Source organism: Streptomyces sp. E11-3 (assembly GCF_046540415.1).
Lineage (GTDB): Bacteria > Actinomycetota > Actinomycetes > Streptomycetales > Streptomycetaceae > Streptomyces.
Genome location: NZ_JAZGRL010000001.1, coordinates 931,388 through 947,660, shown reverse-complemented (window position 1 = coordinate 947,660; position 16,273 = coordinate 931,388). Strand labels below are relative to the sequence as shown.

15 protein-coding genes are annotated in these 16,273 nt (G+C 72.2%); 2 read left to right on the top strand and 13 right to left on the bottom strand.

Going from position 1 to position 16,273, the window contains the following annotated elements; translation table 11 throughout:
• Positions 1-24: 24 nt before the first annotated feature.
• From U9R90_RS04185 to U9R90_RS04165, 5 genes are read right to left on the bottom strand one after another with little or no spacing between them, the layout of a single operon-like run.
• Entirely contained in the window at positions 25-873 is an 849-nt protein-coding gene (locus U9R90_RS04185) for an ABC transporter ATP-binding protein (RefSeq protein WP_411055001.1), read from the bottom strand.
• Positions 870-1,850 (bottom strand): ABC transporter ATP-binding protein, encoded by a 981-nt coding sequence (locus U9R90_RS04180; protein ID WP_411055000.1) that lies wholly within the window; start codon positions 1,848-1,850, stop codon positions 870-872. The genes U9R90_RS04185 and U9R90_RS04180 overlap by 4 nt, the downstream gene beginning before the upstream one ends.
• Before the next feature lie 5 nt (positions 1,851-1,855).
• Positions 1,856-2,788: an ABC transporter permease gene (locus U9R90_RS04175; protein WP_411054999.1), complete on the bottom strand. Its 933-nt coding sequence runs from the start codon at positions 2,786-2,788 to the stop codon at positions 1,856-1,858.
• Positions 2,785-3,738: an ABC transporter permease gene (locus U9R90_RS04170; protein WP_411054998.1), complete on the bottom strand. Its 954-nt coding sequence runs from the start codon at positions 3,736-3,738 to the stop codon at positions 2,785-2,787. Before U9R90_RS04170 ends, U9R90_RS04175 begins: the two co-directional genes overlap by 4 nt.
• Complete coding sequence (locus U9R90_RS04165) at positions 3,738-5,375, bottom strand: ABC transporter substrate-binding protein (protein ID WP_411054997.1); 1,638 nt, start codon at positions 5,373-5,375, stop codon at positions 3,738-3,740. Before U9R90_RS04165 ends, U9R90_RS04170 begins: the two co-directional genes overlap by 1 nt.
• A 176-nt stretch (positions 5,376-5,551) precedes the next feature.
• On the opposite strand from U9R90_RS04165, the gene U9R90_RS04160 reads away from it, so the two are divergent.
• Positions 5,552-6,631: a LacI family DNA-binding transcriptional regulator gene (locus U9R90_RS04160; RefSeq protein ID WP_411054996.1), complete on the top strand. Its 1,080-nt coding sequence runs from the start codon at positions 5,552-5,554 to the stop codon at positions 6,629-6,631.
• An 87-nt stretch (positions 6,632-6,718) separates the two neighbouring features.
• Here the strand turns inward: U9R90_RS04160 and U9R90_RS04155 are convergent, their stop codons facing one another.
• Entirely contained in the window at positions 6,719-8,353 is a 1,635-nt protein-coding gene (locus tag U9R90_RS04155; RefSeq protein ID WP_411054995.1) for an amidohydrolase, read from the bottom strand.
• A 135-nt stretch (positions 8,354-8,488) separates the two neighbouring features.
• Here U9R90_RS04155 and U9R90_RS04150 point away from each other — a divergent pair, with 135 nt between their 5' ends.
• Positions 8,489-9,193 (top strand): TetR/AcrR family transcriptional regulator, encoded by a 705-nt coding sequence (locus U9R90_RS04150; protein ID WP_411054994.1) that lies wholly within the window; start codon positions 8,489-8,491, stop codon positions 9,191-9,193.
• Between the two features lie 54 nt (positions 9,194-9,247).
• Here the strand turns inward: U9R90_RS04150 and hypE are convergent, their stop codons facing one another.
• The 7 genes from hypE to U9R90_RS04115 form a co-directional block, all read right to left on the bottom strand.
• Positions 9,248-10,282: a hydrogenase expression/formation protein HypE gene (gene hypE / locus U9R90_RS04145; protein ID WP_411054993.1), complete on the bottom strand. Its 1,035-nt coding sequence runs from the start codon at positions 10,280-10,282 to the stop codon at positions 9,248-9,250.
• On the bottom strand, positions 10,279-11,400 hold the full coding sequence (gene hypD, locus U9R90_RS04140; protein WP_411054992.1) for a hydrogenase formation protein HypD: 1,122 nt from the start codon (positions 11,398-11,400) through the stop codon (positions 10,279-10,281). Before hypD ends, hypE begins: the two co-directional genes overlap by 4 nt.
• A complete protein-coding gene (locus tag U9R90_RS04135) occupies positions 11,397-12,011 on the bottom strand; it encodes a CBS domain-containing protein (protein ID WP_411057633.1) in 615 nt (204 codons plus the stop codon). The genes hypD and U9R90_RS04135 overlap by 4 nt, the downstream gene beginning before the upstream one ends.
• Positions 12,012-12,082: 71 nt before the next feature.
• Complete coding sequence (locus U9R90_RS04130) at positions 12,083-13,426, bottom strand: Ni/Fe hydrogenase subunit alpha (protein ID WP_411054991.1); 1,344 nt, start codon at positions 13,424-13,426, stop codon at positions 12,083-12,085.
• Positions 13,423-14,229 (bottom strand): oxidoreductase, encoded by an 807-nt coding sequence (locus U9R90_RS04125; protein WP_411054990.1) that lies wholly within the window; start codon positions 14,227-14,229, stop codon positions 13,423-13,425. Before U9R90_RS04125 ends, U9R90_RS04130 begins: the two co-directional genes overlap by 4 nt.
• Before the next feature lies 1 nt (position 14,230).
• Complete coding sequence (locus U9R90_RS04120) at positions 14,231-15,037, bottom strand: FAD/NAD(P)-binding protein (protein WP_411054989.1); 807 nt, start codon at positions 15,035-15,037, stop codon at positions 14,231-14,233.
• The gene (locus U9R90_RS04115) at positions 15,034-16,206 is read right to left on the bottom strand and encodes a 4Fe-4S dicluster domain-containing protein (RefSeq protein WP_411054988.1); all 1,173 of its coding nucleotides are present in this window, start codon (positions 16,204-16,206) and stop codon (positions 15,034-15,036) included. Before U9R90_RS04115 ends, U9R90_RS04120 begins: the two co-directional genes overlap by 4 nt.
• Positions 16,207-16,273 lie beyond the last annotated feature (67 nt).

The following is a 16,273-nucleotide window of genomic DNA, read 5'->3' as shown; positions in this document are numbered from 1 at the left end:
AAGATCGGGGAGACACCCCCTAGGTCAGGCGAGCGCGCGCCGGTCCTCCGCGATGCGGTCCGGGTCCCAGCCGCGGCGGGGCACCGAGTCGAGCAGCAGGCGCGTGTAGGCATGACGGGGTTCGGTCAGGGTGCTCGCGGTCGGGCCGGACTCGACGACCCGCCCGGCTCTGAGCACCATGACGTCGTCGGTGACGTGCCGGACCACCGCGAGGTCGTGGCTGACGAACAGGAAGCCGATACCCCGCTCGCGCCGGATGCCCGCGAGCAGGTCGAGGATCTGGGCCTGCACGGACACGTCGAGGGCGGCGACCGCTTCGTCCAGGACGAGCACGCCGGGCTCCGCCGCCAGCGCCCGTGCGATGGCCACGCGCTGCCGCTGCCCCCCGGACAACTGGCGCGGCAGCGCCCTGGCCTCGCGCTCGCCCAGCCCGACCTGGTCCAGGAGTTCGGTGACCCGGCGGCCGCGTGCCCCGGCGTCCAGGGCGAAGTGCAGCCGCAGCACCTCGTCGAGGCAGTCGCCGACACTGATCCGGGGATCGAGTGAGAGATACGGGTCCTGGAAGACCATCTGGATCTCACGGGCGCGCGCCCGCCGCCGCGTGCGGCCACGGGCCCGCGCCGAGCGGTCCCGCCCGTCCAGCAGGACGGTTCCGGCGTCCGGCCGTTCCAGGCCTACGAGCATGCGGACGGTGGTGGTCTTGCCGCTCCCCGACTCGCCCACGATGCCCAGCGAACCGCCGGGCGCCAGCGTGAACGACACCCCGTCAACGGCCGTACGGCCGCCGTACTCCTTCCGCAGCCCTGTCACGACAAGGCCCGTCGCACCCGGCCCGCCGGTCGTACTGGAGGTCACGGTCACGGTCGAGGTCACGGCAAGATCCCTTCGTCGGCACGGAGGCACGCGGCGAGTCCCTCGCCGTGCCGGGTCAGTACGGGGGTCTCCACCGCGCAGCGCTCAAGGGCGTGCGGGCAACGCGCGGCGAAGGCGCACCCGGGCGGGGACTCGGCCAGGGACACCGGGCGGCCAGGGATGGGCCGCGGCGCCGGTGTATCCGGTTCGATGCGCGGCGTACAGGCGAGCAGCCCGGCCGTATACGGATGGCGTGGTCGCTCGAACAACTCATCGGAGCCCCGCGTCTCGACGATGCGCCCCGCGTACATGACGTAGATCCGGTCGCAGATCGCCGAGGCCAGCTCCAGGTCGTGCGTGACGAACAGCATGCCGGTGCCGCGCTCGGCCTGCAGGCGGGTGAGGATCGCCACGACCTCGGCCTGGGTGGTGACGTCGAGCGCTGTCGTCGGCTCGTCCGCGATCAGCAGTGCGGGATCGCCCGCGAGCGCCGCCGCGATGACGACACGCTGCAGCATGCCGCCGGAGAACTCATGGGGACGGCGGCGCAGCGCGCCGCGGGGGTCGCGGATGCCCACGGCCTCCAGGAGTTCCCGGGCGCGGGCGGTGGCCTGGGCGTCGGTCACCCCAGTGGCGCGCAGCCCCTCGGTGAGGAAGTCCCCGACCCGCCGCAGCGGATTGACCGAGGCCCACGGGTCCTGGAACACCATCGCCACCCGGCGTGCCCGCAGATCGCGTAGCCCCGCGCGGTCCAGCGCCAGCACCTCGCGTCCCTGGACGCGCACCCGGCCGTCCGCCGTCGCGTGCCGCGGCAGCAGGCCCAGCACGCTGCGGCAGGCGACCGACTTGCCGGAGCCGGACTCGCCGACCAGGCCGACCGTCTCGCCCGCCGCGACGCGCAGGGAGACACCGTCCAGGATCGGGCGGGCGGCGTGGCCCCTGGGGAGTCGCACACTGAGGTCGTCGATCTCCAGAAGAGTGTTCTGTGGTGTCGTCATGCCCCTCACCGCTCCCGTTTTGCGACCGGGTCGGCGATTCCCTCGCCGACGACGCCGAACGCCACGACGGCCAGCACGATGCACGCGGACGGTGCGAGCGCGGGCAGCATCGCGCCCTGCTGGAGCGCCGACTGGCCCTCGTTGATCATGGCGCCCCAGTCCGCGGCGGGCGGCTGCACCCCGAAGCCCAGGAAGGACAGCGCCGCCAGGTCCATCAGGGCGTAGCCGAAGTTGATCGCCGACTGCGCCAGGACGATCGGTGCGATGTTGGGCAGCAGATGCCTGACGCAGATGGTCCAGCCCGCCCAGCCCTGGACGCGATACGCCTCGATGTACGGCCTGGCCTTCTCCTGCTGGGCGATACCGCGCACCAGACGCCCCACGTAGGGCGTGTAGGCGATCGCTATGGCGATCACCGGAGCGGTCGTGCCGGGACCCAGTACGGCGACGAACATGATCGCCACCAGCAGGCCGGGGATCGCGAACACGAGGTCCATCGACCGGGACAGGATCGCGTCGGCCCATCCGCCGCGCCACGCGGCGACGACGCCGAGCAGGGTTCCCAGCAGCGTCGAGAGCATGACGACCAGGAGCGGGCCGAGCAGGCCGGTGCGCGCGCCGTACACCAGGCGTGACAGGACGTCGCGTCCGGACTGGTCGGTGCCGAGCCAGTGGTCGCCGGTCGTGCCCAGCAGGCTGGCCGACAGATCGACGGACTCCGGGGCGTACGGGGCGACAAGCGGCGCGAACAGCGCGGCGGCCACCAGGGCGACGAGCAGGATGACGGCCGCCGGGAACAGCGGCCCGTCGCCGAGGGCCCGCAGTCCGCGCAGACCGGCGCGTCGGTGCGGCACGGTGCTCGTGCTCGTGCTCGTGGCCGTGGACGGGGCCAGGGCCGGGGTCTTGGTCTCGGGCTCGGGCTCGGTCGTGTCGGTCATACGGCACTCCTTCCGGTCAGCGAGAGCCGGGGGTCGATGACCGGCATGAGCAGGTCCACCAGCAGGTTCACCAGGACGAAGGAGGCCACGGTGAGCAGGGTGATCGCCTGCACGACGGGGAAGTCCTTGACCGTCACCGACTGGACGAGCAGCGAGCCGACACCGGAGACGTTGAAGGCGGTCTCCACGATCGCCGTGCTGACCAGCAGTCCGGCGAACATCGTGCCGCCGACCGTGACGATCGGACCGAGCGCGTTGCGCAGGACGTGCCGGCGCACGACGGTGGCCTCCGCGACACCGCGCGAACGTGCCACCTCGACATGCTCACGCCCCAGTTCGTCGAGCATCGCCGAACGGGTCACCCGGGCGAGGAGTCCGGCGAGGGTGATGGCCAGAGCGAAGGCCGGGAGGGTCAGCTGGAGCAGCCGGTCCGCCAAGCCCTCAGGCGTGCCGCCGGGGCCCGGGAACCAGCCCAGCTGGACCGAGAACAGCGAGATCAGCCCGATGGCACTGACGAACGGCGGGGTCGCCGTGGCCACCCCCGTCCCCATCAGGACCAGGCGGTCCACCGGGCCCGGGCGCAGCGCGGCGAGTACACCCGCCAGCACGCCGAACACACCGATCAGGGCCGCCGCGTACCCGATCAGGAGCGCGGTGCCCGCCAGCCGTCCGCCGATGAGCGCGCCGACGTCCTGGCGGAACTGGACGGACCGCCCGAAGTCGCCTCCCAGGACGCCGCCCAGCCACTTCAGATACTGGGTGAACAGCGGGTCGTTCAGGTGGTACTGGGCGCGTAGCGCGGCCTTGGCATCCGGCGACGCCGGGCGGCCGCTGAGCAGGAACGAGACCGGATCGCCTGGGGCCAGGTGGACGGTGCCGAAGACCACGAAGGAGGTCACCAGCAGCACGGCCACCAGACCCAGCAGTCGGCCGGTGAGGTAACGGATCATCAGTTCGCTGATCCGATCAGCGCGGCCCACGGGTAGTAGAGCTGCGCGATGCCGGTCGGCGCGCCGGTCACCCGGCTGCCGAGGAACACGGTGTACGGCGCCTCGTACAAGGGAATGACGGGCAGCTCCCGTACGGCGATCTTCTGCAGCTCGGCCGTCAGTGCCGTACGGGCCGCCGGGTCGGGTTCCGCGTTCGCGCGGTCGAAGGCGGCGTCGTACGCGGGGTCCGACCAGTTTCCGTAGTTGCCGAAGTCGCCCGTGCGCAGGTACTGGTAGAACTCCAGCGGGTCGGGGGTGTTGTCGTACCCGTTGGTGATCACCAGGTCGATGCCCTTGCGGGCGCCCGGATCGGTGAAGAGCGTGCTGTAGGCCTCCGGGGCGACGGGTTCGAGCTCGACGTCCAGCCCGATGTCGCGGCCCGCCGCCTGGACGGCGTTGGCGACGACGCTGATCTCGGGGGCGATGGAGCTGGTCGCGATGACGACCTTGCGGCCCGCTGCCCCGGACTTCTCCACGAGCTGCCTGGCTTCCGCCACGTCGTAACCGGGGTCGGGCAGGTCGTCGAAGTACGCGTCGGTCTTCTCCGGGACGAGCGCCCAGGCGCCGCGTGCGGCAGGGGCCTTGGCCGGGATGCCCACACCTCCGGCGGCCGCGTCGACGAGGCTCTCGCGGTCGATCGCCATGGACAGGGCCCGGCGGACCCGCACATCGCCCAGCGCACCCTTGAAGTTGACGACGGCCAGGTCGGCGGCGGCGGTGTTCGGGCCGAAGAAGACCCGGCCCTTCTTCGTCGACCGGAGCTGCGCCAGCGAGGCCGACGGCACCATATAGCCGCCGTCCACGGAGCCGGACAGGAAGGCGTTGGCGCGCGCGGCCGGGTCCTCGATGAAGACGAACTTGACCGTGTCCGTCTTGGGGGCCAGTGAGGTGTCCCAGTAGGCGCCGTGCTTCTTGAGGGTGATGCGTTCGCCCTCCGCCCACTTGTCGAGCGCGTACGGGCCCGTGCAGTTGACCCCGCCCTTCGGGGTTCCGTAGTCCTGGCCCGCCTTGGTGAGGAACGCGGCGCTCTCGACGGTTCCGGGCGACGCGGCGAGGAGCTCGTTGAGCAGGACGTCGGGCTTGTCGAGCTTGATGGTCACCTGGAGAGGGCCGGTCTTGGTGATCGAGGCGACGTTCTTGAACGCCGAGCCCCACGCGGAACCAGTCGCGGGGTCCAGGTGGCGCTTGAGGGAGGCCACCACGTCGGCCGCCGTCATCGTCGAGCCGTCGTGGAACTTCACCCCCGCGCGCAGGGTGTACACCCAGGTCCTGGGGTCAGGGTTGGCCGCCTTCTCGGCCAGGCCCGGCTCGATCCGCATGTCCGGTGTGACGCGGAAGAGTTGCTCGCAGACGTTCGCGAGGACCGTGTTGGGCGGGTAGTCGTAGGCCCGCGCGTAGTCGAGCGAGTAGGGCTCGGCGTACAGCGACCAGGTGTACGACGACAGGGGGCCGTCGGCCGCCGGGGTAAGGGGCGACACCTCGTAGCCGGGGCCGTTGGACGCGTCCGGTCCGGGCCGCGAGGCGCCGGAGCAGCCGGTGGCGGCCGCGACGAGGACGGAGCTGCCGAGGAACAGGGCGAGGGTTCTGTGGTCGCGCAAGGAAGCCACCCCTTTCCGGGGGTAGGGACGGGCGCTGGGGGATGTCAGGGGAGTATTGATGCGGGAACGTTCCCGCACAAGGGTTTGCGGGAACGGTTTTTCCGAGGTCATGAGGGTCTCTCCGAAAGATCGCAGGGGAGGTGACGGAACGGGTCTCCGGCTGGCAGCATCAGGGCATGACCGCATCCCCGCGCCACGGCGGGCACGGCAATCCGGCCACCGTGCCCCGGGTCCGCCTCGTCGACGTCGCCCGGGAGGCGGGCCTGTCCAAGACCACCGTCTCCGCCGCGCTCAACGGCACCGGCCGCCTCTCACCAGCCGTACGCGAACGGGCGCGGGAGACCGCGCGGCGGCTCGGCTACCGGCCCAATGCCACGGCACGGCTGCTGCGCGCCGGGCACGCCCGGCTCATCGGCTACACCGTGGGGGAGTACGTCGCGGGCCGCTGGTCCTACATGGAGTCCCCCTACTTCGCCCAGCTCACCAGCACCACGGCGGCGGCCGCGCTGCGGCACGGCTACGCCCTGGTGCTGCTGCCCGCCGGTGCGGCATCGGGCGAGTGGACGGACCTGCCGCTGGACGCCGCGATCATCGCCGACCCGGTCGCGGACGACCCCCTCGTCGACGACTTCATCGCCGCGCGTATCCCGATCTTCACGGACCGCTCGGTCGAGGGCCGCCAGGGCGCCCACTGGGTGGACATCGACACCGACGCCGCGGTCCGCGACGTCCTGGACCATCTGCACGCCGAGGGCGCACGGAACATCGCGATCGTGTCGCTCGACACCACGACCCGCTTCCACACAGCCGCGGCGCACGCCTGCCGCACCTGGTGCGCCGAGCGCGAGGTACGGCACCACCTCACTCTCTCCGCCGAGCCGGGCAACGGGTCCGTCGTCGAAGCCGTCGAACGGGCTCTGGCGGCGGCCGAGGACGCCGACGCGCTGTTCGTCATCGCCGAGGCCACCCCGCCGCTCGTCCTGGACGCCGCGCGCCGTGCCGGCCGTTCGGTACCGGACGACCTGCTGCTGGTGTGCGTGAGCGAGGACACCTCGGCCGCGCACACCAGCCCCGCGATCACCACCCTGAGCCTGAACCCGGAAGGCGTCGCCGAGGCGGGCCTCGACCTGCTGGTCGCCGCCGTGGAGAGCGGCGACCAGCAGCCGACGGGCCGGGTCGTACCGACGCGGCTGGAGGTACGGGATTCGTCCCGGCGCGCCGACGGCGGACCGGACACGGCGCGCCGTCCGGTCTGACGCCGATGCTCCGCGGGCAGACGGGCAGACGGGCAGACGGGCAGACGGGCAGACGGGCAGACGGACAGCCGGACAGCGGCCGGGCCGTCAGGCACCGTGCACGAGCCGCCCGCCGACATACGTCCGCAGCACCCGCGCATCGGCGATCTCCTCCGGCGGCCCGGCGAAGATGTCGCGGTCCAGGACCACCAGGTCCGCGAGCAGGCCCGGCCGCAGACTCCCCGCATCGTCCAGGCCGTTCACATGGGCGGCCCCGGCCGTGTACGCGGCGAGCGCGGTGGCCAGGTCGAGACGCTGCTCCGGCAGGAAGACCCGGCCGTCGGACGCTCCGGGCTCCTGACGGTTGACGGCGACATGGAGACCCGCGATCGGGTCGGGGCTGCTGACCGGCCAGTCGCTGCCCGCCGCGAGTGTGGCGCCCGCCCGCAGCAGGGAACCGAACGGGTACTGCCAGGCGGCCCGTTCAGGGCCGAGGAACGGGATGGTCAGCTCGTCCATCTGCGGCTCATGGGCCGCCCACAGCGGCTGGATGTTGGCGATCGCGCCCAGCTGGGCGAACCGTGGCAGATCCCGCGGCTGGACGACCTGGAGATGGGCCAGGTGGTGCCGCGTGGCCCGGCGCCCGTTGGCCGTACGGGCGGCCTCGACGGCGTCCAGGGCCTCGCGCACCGCGCGGTCTCCGAGCGCGTGGAAGTGCACCGGGAAGTCCAGGGCGTCCAGTTCGGTGACGTACCCGCGCAGCGCCACCGGATCGACGAAGCTCAGGCCGCTGTTGGCGGTGGCGCAGCCGCAGGAGTCCAGATAGGGGCTGGTCATCGCGGCGGTGAAGTTCTCCGCGATGCCGTCCTGCATGATCTTCACGGAGTCCGCCCGGAAGGTGCCGTGCCCCAGTTCCGCGCGGCGCGCGACGAGTTCCGGTATCTGCTCGGCCCCACGCTCGCGGTCCCACCACAGCGCGCCCCTCACCCGCGCGGTCAGGGTGCCGTCGCGGGCGGCGGCCAGATAGGCGTCGGACGGATCGGGCTGCCCGTTGAAGGGGCCGAGCAGCGCGTCCTGCCAGCCGGTGACGCCCAGCGAGTGCAGCAGCCGCTGGGCGCGCAGCAGGCCGGTGCGGCGGTCTTCGGCGGTCGACGCGGGCACCAGCCGGGCGACCAGATGGGTCGCTCCCTCCTGCAGGACACCGCTCGGTGTGCCGTCCGCCTCCCGTTCTATCCGGCCGTCGGACGGATCGGGGGAGTCCCGGGTGAGGCCGGCCCGTTCGAGCGCGAGGCTGTTGGCCCAGGCGCCGTGGTGGTCACGGTTCGTCAGATACACGGGGCGGTCCGGCACCACCGAGTCCAGCAGCTGCCGGGTAGGCAGGCCACCCGCGAAGCTCTCCAGGGACCAGCCGCTCCCGGTGATCCACTCCCGGTCGGGGTGTTCGTCGGCGTACGCGCGCACCCGGGCCAGGTAGTCATCGGCCCGGACCGTGCCGGTGAGATCGCACGCGCCCAACTCGGCGCCGCCGTACACGGCATGGATGTGCGCGTCCTGGAAACCGGGGACGAGCAGCCGGCCCCGCAGGTCCACGACCTCGGTGCCGGGGCCGATCAGCTCCCGGACCTCGTCATGGCCGACGGCCGTGATCCGGTCGCCGGTGACGGCCAGGCCGCTGGCCCGGGTGCGGGCGGGATCGCCGGTGTGGACGGGACCGTGGGTGAAGACGAGGTCGGCAGGGCGCATCAGAACCTCCGGACGGGACCGTGGGTGAAGACGAGGTCGGCAGGGCGCATCAGAACCTCCGGGAGGGCGGGCGGGTTGGTCATCAAACCGGCGCGCGCGTTTACACGTCAATGGTGTTGTCATAAGGTGCGCCGCATGACGCAGCGAGTGGTCCCAGAACCGCAGCGGAGGCGCAGACGGCCGACGAAGCAGGGCACCGTGCTGTCCGAGCGGCTGATCGTCGAGACCGCGCTACGGCTGGTGGAAGAGCACGGCGCGGCCGCGCTGACGGTCCGTCGTCTCGGGGCGGCGCTGGGCGCCGACCCCAGCGCGGTGTACCGGTACTTCCGCAACACCGACGACCTGCTGCTCGCCCTCGCCGACGAACTCATCGGCCGGTCGTTCAAGGACTGGGAGCCGTCCGGCGACTGGCGGGCCGATCTGGGGGCCATCGGCCGGCGCATCCACGCCGCCTACCGCGCGCACCCGCAGGCCGCGCTCCTCGCGGCACACCGGACCACGGGCCGCGACCACGAGACCCGCGCGGTCGAGAGCATCCTCGCGCTGCTGCGCTCCACGGGCCGTCCGGACGGGGAAGCGGTACGGATCTACCACGCGTTCGTGGACCAGGCCCTGGCCTTCGCGGCTCTGGACGCGGCCGAACTCGCCCTGCCGGCAGCCGCGAGACAGGCCGACCGCCAGGTCTGGCGCACCCGCTACGGGCGGCTGCCCGCCGCCACCCATCCGCGCATCGCCGCCACCGCGCCACTGCTGGCCGCCGAGATGCGGCACAGCGGCTACCCGTTCGCGCTGGACCTGCTGCTGGACTCCGTCGAGGCCAGGCTGCCCGGGCGGCGCTGAGAGCCGCCGTCCCGCGCTCCGGTCAGAAGATGCGCGAATCAGCAGATGCGTGAATCAGCAGATGCGCGGGAGCTGCTCGCCCAGGGGCATGTCGACCACCCGCCGAGCGCCCACCAGCGTACGCAGGACGACACGGCCCCCGGGCCCGTCCGCGGTCTCGCCGATGCGTACGGCCTGGGCTCCCTCGGGGCGTGCCCGCAGTGCGGCCAGCGCGGCGTCAGCGGCCGCCGGGGCGACGAAGGCCACCAGGCAGCCCTCGTTGGCGACGATCAGCGGGTCCAGGCCCAGCAGATCGCATGCCGAAGCGACGGCCGGCGGTACGGGCAGGGTGCTCTCGTCGATCTCGACGGCGACGGCCGAGTCGCGGGCGATTTCGTTGAGGGTGGTGGCCAGTCCGCCGCGGGTGGGGTCGCGCAGGGTGTGGATGTCCGCGCCGTAGGGGGCGAGCGCTTCGACGAGGCGGTGCAGGGGCTGGCTGTCGGAGGCGATGTCGGTGGCGAAGCCGAGACCCTCGCGGGTGGAGAGCACGGCCGTACCGTGCAGCCCGATCGGGCCGGAGAGGAGGATCGCGTCGCCGGGGCGGGCGCGGGCCGCGGAGGGGGTGAGCCCCGGGATACGGCGCCCGATGCCGGTGGTGTTGAGGAACAGCTTGTCGGCGGCGCCGCGTCCCACGACCTTGGTGTCGCCGGTGACGACCGGGACCCCGGCACTGTGCGCGGCCTTCCCGGCGGAGGCGAGGAGCGACTGCAGCTCGGCGAGCGGGAGCCCTTCCTCGGCGATCACCGCGAGCGACAGCGCGAGGGGCAGGGCGCCCCGCATGGCGAGGTCGTTGATGGTCCCGTGGACGGCGAGGGAGCCGATGTCCCCGCCGGGGAAGACGAGCGGGCTGACGACGAACGAATCGGTGGAGACGACCAGTTCGGGGAAGTCCGGCAGCAGCGCGGCATCCTCCAGCGGGCCGTCCGGAAGATCGCCGATGGCGGGCAGGACGAGGGTGTCGAGCAACTCCGTCGTGAGGCGGCCGCCCGCTCCGTGGCCGAGCAGAATCCGCTCGTGTTCCGCGTACGGGACGGGGCATTCGCCGTTCATGTCGGCAACTCCTTCGTTCTTCCGGCGGAGTAGAAGGCGGCGCAGGTGCCCTCGGTGGACACCATGGGGGCGCCCAGCGGGGAGCGCGGGGTGCAACGGGTGCCGTAGGCGGGGCAGTCGGTGGGCAGGGCGGCGCCGGTGAGGATCTCGCCCGCGATGCAGTCGGGGTCCTCGACCGGTCGCAGGCCGGTGACGTCGAAGCGGCGGACGGCATCGAACTGCTGGTACTCATCGGCGAGTTCGAGGCCACTGGCGGGGAGCGTGCCGATGCCCCGCCAGGCCCGGTCGGTGACGCGGAAGACGCGGCGGACCGCATCCTGGGCCTCGGTGTTGCCAGCCCGGCGCACCGCCCTGACGTACTGGTTCTCCACCTCGTGGCGGCCCTCCTCCAACTGCCGTACCGCCATCAGGATGCCTTCGAGCAGGTCGAGCGGTTCGAAGCCGGTGACGACGATCGGCACCTCGTAGCGGGCCGCGATCGGCTCGTACTCGCGCCAGCCCATCACCGCGCACACATGGCCCGCCGCGAGGAACGCCTCCACCTCGCAGTGCGGGTCGTCCAGGAGCGCGGTCATCGCGGGCGGTACGAGGACGTGGCTGACCAGCAGCGAGAAGTTGGGCAGGCCCAGGTGGGCGGCGTGCAGCACGGCCATGGCGTTGGCGGGTGCGGTGGTCTCGAAGCCGACGGCGAGGAAGACGACCTCACGGTCGGGCTCCGCCTGCGCGATCCGGACGGCGTCCATGGGCGTGTAGACCACGCGTACGTCCGCGCCCCGGGCGCGCTGCGAGAGCAGGTCGCCCCCAGCGGTCCCCTGCGACGAGGCGCTGCCCGGTACCCGCAGCATGTCCCCGAAGCTGGCCAGGGTCACGCCCGGCCGGGCGGCGATCGCCATGGCCCGGTCCAGGGTCTGCAGCGGGGTGACGCACACCGGGCACCCGGGCCCGTGGATCATGCGGATACCGGCGGGCAGGAGTTCGTCGATGCCCTGGCGGACCAGGGTGTGGGTCTGGCCGCCGCACACCTCCATGATCCGCCAGGCGCGGGTGGACACTCCGCGTAGCTCGTCCAGGAGGCTGCGGGCGAGCGCGGGGTCGCGGTACTCGTCGAGATACTTCACGTGCCCTCCGGGCCGGCGAGGTCCATCCGGGTGTCGACGACGCCCTCGACCGCGCGTACGGCCCGTGCGAGCACCGGGACGAGCGCGGTGTCGCGCAGGTGGCCGCTGAGCGTGACCACGCCGTCGGATACGGAGACCCGCACCCCGGCGGCGCTCGTGAGGTGGGCCAGGACCGTGCGGCGGATCTCCTCGGCGATCTCCTCGTCGGGGCGCAGGAACACCTTGAGCAGATCGCTGCGGCTGACCACGCCCTGCAGCAGGTTGATCGCGTCGACCACGGGGAGTCGCTTGACGCGCCGGTGCGCCATGATCCGTGCGGCCTCGGCGAGTGTGGCGTCCGGGTGGACCGTGATGGCCGGGCTGCTCATCAGCTCTCCCGCGGTGACCGCACCCGCCTTGGCCAGGTCGGACAGCCGGCGCAGTACGTCGTACCGGGTCGGGTCGTCGTCCCGGAACTCCTCCTTGGGCAGCAGGTCCGCCTCCGACACTACGCCGATGACGCGGCCTTCGCCCTCCAGGACGGGCAGGGCGCTGACCTTCCACTGCTTCATCAGCTCGACGATCTCCTTGAACGGGGCGTCGCGGCCGACGGCGATGACGGTGTGGGTCATCACATCGCTCACGATGTGCGGAGAGTCCTTGAACGTGGGCTGAGACGTGGGTTCGGGCACGGTGTGCCTCCTCAACTGGTGCTGCGGCGCTCGACGGTGAGGTCGAGGAAGTGGGTGGAGCAGGAGATGCAGGGGTCGTGGTTGCGGATGGCCCGCTCGCACAGCTGGGTCAGCTGGGCGTCGTCGTCGACGGTTCGCTCGTTCAGCGCCCGTTCGGCGACACGGCGCAGGTCCTCCTCGATCGCCCCCTGGTTCTGCGCCGTGGGCGGCACGAGCTGGGCGTCGGTGACCGTGCCCTCGGCGTCCAGGAGATAGCGGTGGTAGAGCAGCCCGCGCGGGGCCTCGGTGGCGCCGTGGCCGGTGCCGGCGGCCGGGGGCACCTCGACGTACGGGCGCTGAGGCTCCTGGTAGTTCTCGATGATGCGCAGTGCCTCGTCGACGGCGTAGACCACCTCCACCGCCCGCACCAGGATCGACCGGAACGGGTTGCGGCACACCGCACCGGCGCGGGGGTCCCCGAGCCCGGCCTCGCGGGCCGCCTCGACGGCCGTGTGCGACAGCTGGCGCCCGCTGATCGCGAAGCGGGCGAGGGACCCGGTGAGGTGGCGCCGTCCGTCAAGGCGGGAGTGCAGGGCGGTGGAGTGCGGCAGGTGCTCTTCGCGGACCCGGTTCGGGAAGTCGCCCATGGGAAAGGTCTCGGACCGTCCGTCGGCGCGGAGCACGGCCGGCGTGCCGCTGTCGATGGCGTACGTTCCCGGGCTGGCCAGCGCCAGGAAGTCGGCGTCGATTTCGGCGTCGGGGAAGTCGAAGGCGGCGACCCAGCGTACGGTCTCCCAGGCGTCGTCCGCCGCACGCCTCAACTGCTGGGCGAGCGGCTTCAGTTCGAGGGGCGAGGGTGCGCGGTGGAAGCCGCCGACGCGGACGTTGACCGGGTGGATGGCGCGGCCGCCCAGCAGTTCCAGGATCGCGTTCCCCGCCTGCTTCAGGCGGAGCCCGCGCTCGACCTCCGCGCGGTGGGTGCGCGCCAGCTCGATGGCGCTGTCGCAGCCCAGGAAGTCCGGGGCGTGCAGCAGGTAGATGTGCAGGGTCTGGCTCTCGATCCACTCGCCGCAGTACAGGAGTCGGCGCAGCTCCTGGATCCGCGGGTCAACGGTGACCTGGCAGGCGTCCTCGATGGCCGCGCAGGCGCTCAGCTGGTAGGCGACCGGGCAGATGCCGCACACCCGGGCGGTGATGTCGGGTGGTTCGGTGTGGGCGCGGCCGCGCAGGAACGCCTCGAAGAAGCGCGGCGGTTCGTAGATCCGCAGCCGCGCCTCGGTGACCGCGTCGCCCTGGACCGTCAGGTGCAGGGCGCCCTCGCCCTCGACCCGCGAGAGCGAGCCGACGTGCAGGACGCGCGAGCCACGGTGCGTCACGACCGGTCCTCCTTGTCGAAGGCGGCAGCGTTGAAGGTGTGCAGGAAGCGCTCGATGTCCTTCTCGTCCATGCCGTCGCGGTCCAGCAGCGGAATGAGAGCGGGCAGGTTGGCCGAGCCGACCGGGCCGAAGCAGCCGTAGCAGCCCCGCCCGTACGCCGGGCAGATCGCCCCGCACCCGGCCTGCGTGACCGGGCCAAGGCAGGGGGTGCCATGGGCGACGGTGACGCAGACCGTGCCGCGCCGCTTGCACTCGAAGCACACGCTGTGCCGGGGGATGTCGGGTTTACGGCCCGCCAGGTAGGCGGTGATGACCTCAAGGAGCTGGCCACGGTCGATCGGGCAGCCGCGCAGCTCGAAGTCGACGTCCACATGGGCCGATACGGGGGTGGAGGTGGCGAGCGTGTCGATGTAGTCCATCGAACGGGGCGGCGCGGAGCGCCTCGTTGAGGGGTGGTGGTCGGGTGACGGGCGGGAGTAGACGGTGCGGCGGAACTCGTCGACATCGGCGAAGTTGCGCAGCGCCTGGATGCCGCCCGCGGTCGCGCAGGCGCCGATGGTGACCAGATGCCGGGAGTTCGCCCGGATCTCGCGGATCCGCTCGGCGTCCGCGGCCGTGGTGATCGAGCCCTCGACGAGGGACAGGTCGTACGGTCCCGGACTGACCGCACTGGACGCCTCCAGGAAGTGCGCGATCTTCACCTGCCCGGCGAGCGCGAGGAGTTCGTCCTCGCAGTCGAGCAGGGTGAGCTGGCACCCGTCGCAGGAGGCCAGTTTGAAGACGGCCAGAGTGGGCGCAGCCATGTCACAACTCCTTTACGGACAGCAGGTGTTCGGCCTGGTCCCAGCCGACGACCGGGCCGTCCCGGCACAGCAGCAGCGGCCCGAGCTGGCAGTGTCCGCAGTGCCCCGTGGCGCAGCGCATGTTCCGCTCCAGCGAGACGCGGATGCGCTCGCGTGGCACGCCTCGGTGGGCGAGGTCGCGGGCGGTGGCGCGGATCATCGGTTCGGGCCCGCAGACGAAGGCGGTGGTGCTGTCGGGGGCGAAGCGGGCCCGGTCCAGGAGCCGGGTCACCAGACCCACCTCGCCCGTCCAGTGGGCGTCGGGTCGGTCGACGGTGACCTCGGTGTACGTGGTCGGCCACAGCCGTGTCTCCGCGCGGCAGACGAGATCGTCCGGGGTACGGGCACCGACCAGGACATTGATGCGCCCGTACGCCTGCGCGTCCGCGATCGCGTCCGTGATGAGCGGCCGCAGCGGGGCGAGCCCGATACCGCCCGCGACGACCAGCACGTCCTGGCCGAGTGCCTTCTCCAGCTCCCACCCGGTGCCGTAGGGGCCGCGCACCCCGAGGACGTCCCCGACCCGCGCTTCGTACAGCCCGTCGGAGACCGCGCCGACCCGGCGGATCGTGTGCGCCAGAACGCCCGTCGTCCCGATGGAGCTGACCGAGACGGGGATCTCGCCCCGCCCGAAGGCGTACACCATCGCGAACTGCCCCGGCACAAAGCCCGGCAGGGCCTCGGCGACCGGGTCCAGACGGAGCGTGACCGTGTCCGAGGTCTCCCGCCGGCGGTCGATCACCCGGTACGGCACGGGCGTGGCGGTCATCGCCCTGCCTCCTCGTCCGGTGCCCCCGCACGTGCGTCGTTCAACGCGGTGACCTCTTCGGTGATGTCGATGCCGACCGGGCACCAGGTGATGCAGCGGCCGCAGCCCACACAGCCCGAGGAGTCGAACTGGTCGTACCAGGTGGAGAGTTTGTGGGTGAGCCACTGGCGATAGCGGCTGCGTGGCGATGTCCGCACCGGCCCGCCGTGGATGTGCGAGAAGTCCAGGTCGAAGCAGGAGTCCCAGCGCTGCCACCGCTCGGCGTGGTCGCCGGTGAGGTCGGTGACCTCCTCGGTGGTGGTGCAGAAGCACGTGGGGCAGACCATGGTGCAGTTGCCGCAGGTCAGACAGCGCGCGGCGACCTCGTCCCAGCGGTCGGCGGAAAGGCTGTCGCCCATGAGCGTGCGCAGGTTCACCGGGGGCATGGAGCGGCCCATACGGTCCCTGGCCTGCTCGACCGCACCCTCGGCGGCCGTCCGCGTCGCCGTGTCCGCTGTGCGGTGCGGGACTTCGGCGATCAGCTCGGCCCCGGCCTCGCTGCCGACGCGTACGAGGAAGCGATGACCCGCCTCGTCGATGACCTCGGTCAGGGCCAGGTCGTAGCCGGGGCCCGCCGCAGGGCCCGCGCCCATCGAGACACAGAAGCAGGTCGCTCCCGGCTCGGTGCACTCGGCGGCTATCAGGAACGCTCCCCTCCGGATCAGGAACGCTCCCCTCCGGCGTTCCTGATAGCCGCTGTCCTGGTAGTGCCCCCCGACGAGTACCCGGTCCTGGATGGATATCGCCCGCAGATCGCAGGGGCGGACGCCCAGGAAGGCGTACGACGGCTGCTCGGTCTGCTCCGCGTGCACGGAAAGCTCCCCCTCCGGCCCGCGGTCCGCGCCCCACAGCTTCTGCCGCTGCGGGTGCAGGAACGTCTTCCAGGACTGCGGCCCCGAGGTGTGGGCGAAGGCCGCCCCGTCCTCGCGGCGCACCAGGCGGTAGTGCCCGGCCTCCAGCTCCGTGCCCCAGCCCCACGGGAGCCGCTCGGCACTGTCGAGCTCGGCGAGCACGATCGCGCCGCCTCGGACCGTGGGCCCGATGACGGTACGGCCGTCCGCCACCAGTGCCGCGACCAGGGCGTCAAGTCCTGCCCGGTCGAGGACTGCCGTGGCTTCGATGGCGGACATCGCACCCTCCTTCGACCGTTGTGCGACACCATCAGCGTGCTGGCTGCGGCCTGGTAGGGGCAGGGGC